This is a genomic window from Kitasatospora sp. NPDC057518, from assembly GCF_042802075.1.
GTDB lineage: Bacteria > Actinomycetota > Actinomycetes > Streptomycetales > Streptomycetaceae > Kitasatospora.
Genome location: NZ_JBHVEU010000440.1, coordinates 1 through 7,512, shown reverse-complemented (window position 1 = coordinate 7,512; position 7,512 = coordinate 1). Strand labels below are relative to the sequence as shown.

Annotated in this window: 8 protein-coding genes and 1 tRNA gene; 2 read left to right on the top strand and 7 right to left on the bottom strand. The window is 74.3% G+C overall.

Going from position 1 to position 7,512, the window contains the following annotated elements; genetic code table 11:
• Positions 1-64: 64 nt before the first annotated feature.
• From ACFU7Z_RS32460 to ACFU7Z_RS32450, 3 genes are all read right to left on the bottom strand, one after another.
• Positions 65-865, bottom strand: coding sequence for a nucleotidyltransferase family protein (locus ACFU7Z_RS32460; RefSeq protein WP_107086556.1), 801 nt, complete (start codon positions 863-865; stop codon positions 65-67).
• Between the two features lie 88 nt (positions 866-953).
• Positions 954-1,409, bottom strand: a complete 456-nt coding sequence (locus ACFU7Z_RS32455; RefSeq protein WP_380781441.1) for a hypothetical protein — start codon at positions 1,407-1,409, stop codon at positions 954-956.
• Positions 1,410-1,617: 208 nt separating this feature from the next.
• Positions 1,618-2,709: an ABC transporter ATP-binding protein gene (locus ACFU7Z_RS32450; RefSeq protein ID WP_049656383.1), complete on the bottom strand. Its 1,092-nt coding sequence runs from the start codon at positions 2,707-2,709 to the stop codon at positions 1,618-1,620.
• Positions 2,710-2,994: 285 nt separating this feature from the next.
• On the opposite strand from ACFU7Z_RS32450, the gene ACFU7Z_RS32445 reads away from it, so the two are divergent.
• A tRNA-Thr gene (locus tag ACFU7Z_RS32445) sits at positions 2,995-3,068 on the top strand.
• A gap of 353 nt (positions 3,069-3,421) precedes the next feature.
• Positions 3,422-3,598 (top strand): hypothetical protein, encoded by a 177-nt coding sequence (locus tag ACFU7Z_RS32440; protein ID WP_380781439.1) that lies wholly within the window; start codon positions 3,422-3,424, stop codon positions 3,596-3,598.
• 97 nt (positions 3,599-3,695) lie between these two features.
• On the opposite strand, the gene ACFU7Z_RS32435 is transcribed toward ACFU7Z_RS32440, so the two are convergent.
• The 4 genes from ACFU7Z_RS32435 to ACFU7Z_RS32420 all read right to left on the bottom strand — a co-directional run.
• On the bottom strand, positions 3,696-4,904 hold the full coding sequence (locus ACFU7Z_RS32435; protein ID WP_380781437.1) for a sensor histidine kinase: 1,209 nt from the start codon (positions 4,902-4,904) through the stop codon (positions 3,696-3,698).
• Complete coding sequence (locus tag ACFU7Z_RS32430) at positions 4,901-5,692, bottom strand: response regulator (protein ID WP_380781435.1); 792 nt, start codon at positions 5,690-5,692, stop codon at positions 4,901-4,903. Before ACFU7Z_RS32430 ends, ACFU7Z_RS32435 begins: the two co-directional genes overlap by 4 nt.
• Positions 5,689-6,573, bottom strand: a complete 885-nt coding sequence (locus ACFU7Z_RS32425; RefSeq protein ID WP_380781433.1) for a hypothetical protein — start codon at positions 6,571-6,573, stop codon at positions 5,689-5,691. Before ACFU7Z_RS32425 ends, ACFU7Z_RS32430 begins: the two co-directional genes overlap by 4 nt.
• A gap of 165 nt (positions 6,574-6,738) precedes the next feature.
• The coding region (locus ACFU7Z_RS32420; RefSeq protein WP_380781431.1) for a class F sortase at positions 6,739-7,512 on the bottom strand (774 nt) is incomplete at its 5' end.

Below are 7,512 nucleotides of genomic sequence, written 5' to 3'. Positions count from 1 at the left end.
GCTCCGCGGGGAGCACCCGGCCGACGCGTGTCCGCGGGCGGCCGTACGGCTCGCGGCCCGCTGGTTACCTGGGGGACCGGCCGGCGCCGGAGGCGAGCTCCTTGGCCGCCTCGGTGAGGTCCTTGGCGGTGTCGATGGCCCGCCAGTACACGCCCTGCGGCAGCTGGTAGCCCGCCAGCCGCTTGCCGCGGGCGAGCTGGGGGAAGGTGGTGCGCTCGTGGTCGCCCACGTCCGGCAGCAGCTCGGCGAACTCGGGGCTGAACACGTACAGGCCGGCGTTGATCAGGAAGGGCGAGGGCGGCGCCTCGATGAAGTCCAGCACGTTGCCGAACTGGTCGGTCTCCACCGCGCCCCAGGGGATCCGCGGCCGGGCCAGCGCGAGCGTCGCGACGGCGTCCCGCTCGTGGTGGAAGGCGGCCATCTCGCGCAGGCTGAACCGGGTCCAGATGTCGCCGTTGGTGGCGTACCAGGGCTCGTCCGGGCGGGGCAGCGCCTTCGCCGCGTACTTGAGCCCGCCGCCGCGCCCGAGCGGCTCCGCCTCGACCACCGTGCGCACCCGCAGCGGCAGGTCCGCCTTGTCCAGCCACTCCTCCAGCACGTCGGCGAGGTGCCCGCAGGAGACCACGACGTCGGTGACGCCCTCCTCGGCCAGCCAGGCCAGCTGGTGGCCGAGGATCGGCGTGCCCGTCCCGGGGATCTCGACCAGCGGCTTCGGGCGGTCGTCCGTGTAGGGGCGCAGCCGGGAGCCCTGGCCGCCGGCCAGGATGACGGCCTGGGTGACGGGCGTCGTGGTCGGCCGCGGCGGGTGGGGCTGCGGGGGCCGGGCGGACGGGAGGTCGGCGGTGGGGCCGGAGTCAGCGGTCATGCCTGAACAATAAGGCGGCGGACGGGGGCGTCCGCCGCCTCGGGGGCCTGCCTCGGCCCCCTTGCCTTCCCTTGCGTTCCCGGCCGCCTCAGCCGACGACGCCGGCCGCGAACGCGCCGTCGCAGACCGGGCGGGCGAAGGTGCGGGCCCGCTGGACGTCGCCCTGGTACTTGCGCACCGCGGCCTTGCCCAACTCGGTGGCCAGCGAGGTGCAGTACGGCGTCAGCGAGGGCTGCTCGCGCATCGAGCGCTCCAGCAGGTCCAGCGCGGCGGAGGGGTTCTTCGCCCGCAGCTCGTCCAGCAGCACCACCCGCAGCGACTCCTGCGGGGCGAGCCCGTCCGAGGCCTTGGCCACGGCGCCGACCGCGTTGTTGGAGCGTCCGATCCCGGCGCCGTCGCCGCTGGACGCCGCCACGACCTGCTGGTCGAGCCCGGTCGGCGGGGCCCACGGGACCCTGGTCACGGCGAGGGTGCCGGTGGTCACCAGGACGACCGGCAGGGTCAGGGCGACGGTCTGGCCGATACGGCGCAACAGCTGCTTCACCCTCAGGAGAGTAGCGGTGGGTACGGGCCGGATCGCCCTCCGTTACCCCATCGAGTGACACGGTGTCCGGGTTTGTCCCCTTGCCGTGTTGACGCGGGGGCGTCCGGACGGGGTCGAAGGGGCGGGGGTACGGACGGAGCCCGCCGGACCACGAGGGTCCGACGGGCTCCGGGCGCCGCGCTGGTCGCGGCTGTCGCGCGGGGTCGCGTCAGTTGCTCAGGCGCAGGCCGGAACTGGTGGAGAAGACGTGGGTCTCGTTGGCGATCGGCACGACGTGGACGGTCTCGCCGCGGGCCGGGATCTGGCGGCCGGGCACGCGGACGACCAGGTCGTGGTCCTCGCCGCCGATCTGGGTGGTGCCGTAGACGAAGCCGTCCGAGCCGAGCTCCTCGACCACGTTCACGGTCACCGCGACGCCCTCGATGCCGCCCGCCGGGACGATCTCGAAGTGCTCCGGGCGGACACCGACGGTCACCGTCTTGTCGGTGCCGGCGCCGGCCAGGTCCTCGCGGGAGATGTTGACGACCGAGCCGCCGAACTTCACGCCGCCGTCCACCAGCGGCACCTCGACCAGGTTCATGGCCGGCGAGCCGATGAAGCCGGCCACGAAGAGGTTCGCGGGCTTGTCGTACATGTTGCGCGGGGTGTCGACCTGCTGGAGCAGACCGTCCTTGAGCACCGCGACCCGGTCGCCCATGGTGAGCGCCTCGGTCTGGTCGTGGGTGACGTACACCGTGGTGATGCCCAGGCGGCGCTGGAGGCCGGCGATCTGGGTACGGGTCGAGACGCGGAGCTTGGCGTCCAGGTTCGACAGCGGCTCGTCCATCAGGAAGACCTGCGGCTGGCGGACGATCGCGCGGCCCATCGCGACGCGCTGGCGCTGGCCGCCGGAGAGCGCCTTCGGCTTGCGGTCCAGCAGCGTGGTGAGGTCGAGGATCTTCGCGGCCTCCTCGACCTTGGTGCGGATCTCCGCCTTGTTCACGCCGGCGATCTTGAGCGCGAAGCCCATGTTGTCGGCGACGGTCATGTGCGGGTACAGCGCGTAGTTCTGGAACACCATGGCGATGTCCCGGTCCTTCGGCGGCAGGTGGGTGACGTCGCGGTCGCCGATCCGGATCGCACCGGCGTTGACGTCCTCCAGACCGGCCAGCATGCGCAGGCTGGTCGACTTGCCGCAGCCCGAGGGGCCGACCAGCACGAGGAACTCGCCGTCCGCGATCTCCAGGTCCAGCGCGTCCACCGAGGGCTTGTCCGCCCCGGGGTACACGCGGGTCGCCTTGTCGTACGTGACAGAAGCCATGGTTGTTTGTCTCCTTCACCGGCAGGAACGTGCCGGACGATCCGAGTAAAGGGGGGTCTGTTCTGCTCCGCCGGCCCACCAGTGGTCTGAACCACTGCCACGAACCGGCTCCCGGCGACGCTACCTGCGCGTCCGCCGCTTGTCAGCCCCCACCCGACCCGATTTCGGCATCGGTTCCATCACGCCCACCCATCCCACCAACCCCCGGATATACCCCCATCCCGTCACCCGGGCCCGGTAGACTGCCCCCCGGTGCCGCCGTGATCCATCGCGGACGGCCACCGTGCCTCCTTAGCTCAGCTGGCCAGAGCACCGCTCTTGTAAAGCGGGGGTCGTCGGTTCGAACCCGACAGGGGGCTCGTCGTACGGAGGGCCAGTTCGCCGGGGTGATCCGGGAGAGCTGGCCCTTCGTCGTTGCTGTGGTCCTGCTCGGGCTGTGCCACGGGCGTGCCAGAAGCGTCCGGTGTGCCGGACGTCGTGGAAGTGGATGTCCGGGGAGACACCGGCCTTGGCCTTGGCGGCTCCTGGAGAACCCGGGTGCGGCGAAGCTGCCCGATCGAGGAGGGAACCACCCGCTCAGCCCGAGGTGTGCCGGCGGCGCTCGGCACTGTCGACCTTGGTCCGGACGGGACATCCGCTGAAACAGCGCCGCCGCCCGGTGTACAGCCGTAGGCTTCGCACAAACTTCGTGATCATCCTCAGGGGGGCCTGCATGAGTGACTACGTTGACCACGCCAACGCTGCCCGCGCGTACCTGGACCGGCTGCCAAAGCATGTGTCGCCCGATGCTCTCGTCGGAGCCGCGAAGATCGAGGCGTACCTCGCGTTCGCCGCCATCCTCGCGCGCCATCTTGAAGCCCCGGCCGACACGTCCCGTCCGGCCCAGTAGCGGGGGTCGTCGGTTCGAACCCGACAGGGGGCTCCGCGCAGAACGGGAAGGGCCGGTCCGACGGGTTGTCGGGCCGGCCCTTCCGTCGTGTCCGGGGTCAGTTCGGGGGGAGGGTGAGGGTGGCGAGGGCGCCGCCGGCGGGGTGGTTGGCGAAGGTCAGGGTGGCGCCGATGACGCGGGCGTGGCCGGTGGCGATGGTGAGGCCGAGGCCGTGGCCGCGGCCGCGTTCGGGGGCGTTGGTGCGGAAGCGCTGCGGGCCGTGGCGGAGGAGGTCCTCGGGGTAGCCGGGGCCGTGGTCGCGGACGGTGATCCGCGGGCCGTCGACGTGCAGGTGGACCGGGCCGGTGCCGTGGCGGTGGGCGTTGAGGATGAGGTTGCCGAGGATGCGGTCCAGTCGGCGCAGGTCGGTGCGGACCTGCCGGTCGGCGGTGATCTCGACGGTGACGTCCAGGCCGGTGAGGGTGACGGTGCGGCGGGCCGCGCGTTCGAGGGGGACGGCGGAGAGGTCGGGGGACTCGGCGTCGGCGTCCAGGCGGGAAACCTCCAGCAGGTCCTCGACCAGGCCGCGCAGTGCCTGGACCCGGTTCTGCACGAGTTGGGTGGGGCGGCCGGGCGGCAGGAGTTCGGCGGCGGTGACGAGGCCGGTGAGCGGGGTGCGCAGTTCGTGGGCGACGTCCGCGGTGAAGCGCTGCTCGTCCTCCAGCCGGCGGTGCAGGGTGCGGGACATCAGGTCGACGGCGGCGGCGAGGTCGGCGACCTCGTCCTTGCCGTCGACGAGTTCGCCGATCCGGGTGTCCGTCCCGCCGGCCGCGATGCCGCGGGCGGCGGTGGCCGCGGTGCGCAGCCGGCGGCTGATCCGGTCGGCGACGAGCACGCCGGCCAGCACGGTGGTGAAGACCGCGGCGACGACGGTGAGCAGGATGATCCGGTCCAGGTCGGCGATGGCCTGGCGGTCCTGGGTGAAGTCCACCCGGACGGACACCACCCCGTCCGGCACCGGGCCGGCCGCCCACATCGACTCGCCGGTGCCGTCGGCGACGAGCAGCGAGCCGTGCCGGTCGTCGGCGGTGAGGGCGCGCAGCCGCTCGGGCAGCGCCGGGTCGTTCAGGACGGCGCCCCGGCCGATCGCCTTCCCGCCGCCGCGCTCGTAGTCGTTCAAGGCGGAGTCGAGGGTGGCGAGCGAGGAGGAGCGGGCCTGGTCGACGTGCTGGCGGATCATCGCCTGGTGGACCAGCAGGCCGACGGCCACCGCGACCAGGACGGCGATGGCGGCGACGGCGGCGGCGATCTGGCGGCGCAGGGTCATGCCGGGCGCCGCAGCTTGTAGCCGAAGCCGCGGACGGTCTCGATCCGGCCGGAGCCGATCTTGGCGCGCAGCCGCTGCACGTGGACGTCCACGACCCGGGTGTCGGCGCCCCACTCGTAGTCCCAGACGCGTTCGAGCAGGGTGGAGCGCTCCAGCACGATCCCGGGCGCGGCGCTGAACTCCAGCAGCAGCCGCAGTTCGGTGGGAGTGAGCGGGACGAGGCGGTCGTCCACCCGGACCTCCATGCTGTCGGTGTCCACCCGGAGGCCGTCGAAGCTGCGGACGGACGGAAGGGTGGGCGGGGACGGCGGAGCGGGCGACGGGGCGGGCGGGGACGGCGAGGACTGCGGGGGCGGAGCGAACGGGGCCGGCGGGGCGTCGGCCGCCGGGGCGACCGGGACGCGGCGCAGCACCGTACGGATCCGGGCGACCAGGACGGCGCTCTCGAAGGGCTTGACCACGTAGTCGTCCGCCCCGGCCTCCAGCCCGGAGACCACGTCCACCGGGTCGGTCCGGGCGGACATCATCAGGATCGGCAGCTGGCTCTCCTCCCGGATCCGGCGGCAGAGGCCGACCCCGTCGAGCAGCGGCAGCATGACGTCCAGCAGGAGCAGGTCGGGCCGGACGGCGTGGAAGGCCTCCAGGCCCTCCAGGCCGTCGGCGGCGGTGGTGACCGGGAAGCCGTAGCGCTCCAGGGCCATCCGGGTGGCCTCGCGGATCACCTCGTCGTCCTCGACCAGGAGGATGTGCGGGTGGGCGGGGGCGGCGGCGGGGGCTGCGGGGGTCATCGCTTCGCTTCCGGGAGCACGGCGGGGACGGAGGGCGCGACGGGCGCGCCGGGCACGGAGGGGGCGGAGGGCACGGAGGACGGCCGGGCGCCGCGTGGCGACGGGACGGCGGCCTCGGGGGCCGCCTGCTTCGGCGCGTACGGGGCGGGGCGGGGCGCCGGTCCGGGGTCGGGGACGGCGGTGGCCGGCCGGCCGACGTCCGGGCCGGTGGACGGGAGCGGTATGACGCCCTCGTCCCTGCGTTCGTTCAGGGTGAGCCTCTTGCCGTCCCACGCGTAGTGGCTGGTGGTCCGGGCGTCGACGCTGGTCGGCTCGATCAGCCACAGGTCGGTGCCGATGGTCGAGGCGTTGAACGCCGGCTGGACCCGCACCCGGAGGACGGGCAGCAGCCGGTCCTCGGCGAGGGCGTAGACGTGCAGCACGGCCCGCCCGGGGGTGGTGACGACGGTGATCAGCTCGGGCTGCCCGTCGCCGGTGAGGTCGCGGAACTCCGGGGCGCGGACCTCGCAGCCGGCGCAGGAGCCGAGTGCCTGGCGCTCCTCCTGGTCGACGTCCGGGTCCTTGGCGAGGACGGTGCGGACGTCGACCGCGGTGATGTCGCGCCCGGGGACGGTCACGTCCGGTACGGGCTGCGGCGGTTCCTGGGTGGTGTCGGTCGCGGACGCGGCCGGCGGCGGGGAGGTGGGCAGGTCCGGCCAGAGCGGCTGGGACACCGCCGGCGGCCTGACGGCCCGGGCCGGGCCCTGGTCGCGCAGCTCGCCGGGGGTGGCCCGGCCGAAGGCCAGGGCGGCGAGGGCGAGGACGACGACCAGGCCGGCCAGGGCGGCCACCGGGACGGCGCCGGGACGGCGGCGGGGTGGTGGGGGTGCTGTTGCTGCCACGGTCGGTGCTCGTCCTCCTGCCGGGCCCGCGCTGTCCGCGCTGCCTGCTCTGCCTGCTCTGCCTGCGTCCACGGCGACGGTCCGGCTCGTCGCCTCCCGTCGCCGCCCCGGTGGTAGGTCGTGCGGGCGGTGGCCGGCGGTTCCCCGACGGCGGTTCGTGCACCGTCAGGCCAGGTCCGCCAGCACGATGATGTTGTCCGTCCAGTGGCCGTCCGAGCCGATCCGGCCACCGCAGGTGATCAGCCGGAGCGCGGGCGCGGGCGTGTCGCCGTACACCTGCTCGGTCGGGAAGCGGTCCTTGGCGGCCTGGAGCAGCTCGCGGACCTTGAAGTCCACGGTGCCGCCGTCCGCGCGCCGGATCCGGATGAGGTCGCCGGGGCGCAGTTTCGGCAGCTGCTTGAAGACCGCCGGGCCGTGCACGGTGTCGTAGTGCCCGATGAGCACGGCGGGGCCGGCTTCGCCGGGGGTGGGGCCGTTGCGGTACCAGCCGACCTCCTCGCCCCGGTCGGCCGGCGGCACCTCGACCGTGCCGTCGGGGTTGAGGCCGAGGTCGGTCACCGGTGCGTCCACCCCGACGGAGGGCACCAGCAGGCGGGTCGGCGGCGAGGAGGCGTACGGCTTCGGGGCGGCGGGTGCGGTGCCGGTCGTGGCCGGGGCGCCCGCGGTGCCCGGGGCCGCCGCCGGGGTGTCGGCGCCGGTGCCGTGCCCGGAGGTCTCGACCCGCACCACCGGGGTCTCCCGGCCGGACAGCGCGAGCGAGGTGCCGAGCACCAGGCAGAGCAGGCCCGCGGTGCCGAAGGCGGTACGGCGCAGCGGGCCGGGGCCGGGCCGGGCGGCGCGTCGGCGCCCCCGCCGGTGGCCCGGGGCGCGTCGGTGGCTGTCGGTCCCCGCCACCGGGGCGGCCCCGGCGCCGCTTCCCCGACTGGCCGGGTACGGGGA

What these genes read in the sequence shown, in the direction of transcription:
- ACFU7Z_RS32460 (WP_107086556.1), bottom strand. Translation starts at nt 865, where the DNA reads ATGACCGCTGACTCCGGCCCCACCGCCGACCTCCCGTCCGCCCGGCCC.
- ACFU7Z_RS32450 (WP_049656383.1), bottom strand. Translation starts at nt 2,709, where the DNA reads ATGGCTTCTGTCACGTACGACAAGGCGACCCGCGTGTACCCCGGGGCG.
- ACFU7Z_RS32440 (WP_380781439.1), top strand. Translation starts at nt 3,422, where the DNA reads ATGAGTGACTACGTTGACCACGCCAACGCTGCCCGCGCGTACCTGGAC.
- ACFU7Z_RS32435 (WP_380781437.1), bottom strand. Translation starts at nt 4,904, where the DNA reads ATGACCCTGCGCCGCCAGATCGCCGCCGCCGTCGCCGCCATCGCCGTC.
- ACFU7Z_RS32430 (WP_380781435.1), bottom strand. Translation starts at nt 5,692, where the DNA reads ATGACCCCCGCAGCCCCCGCCGCCGCCCCCGCCCACCCGCACATCCTC.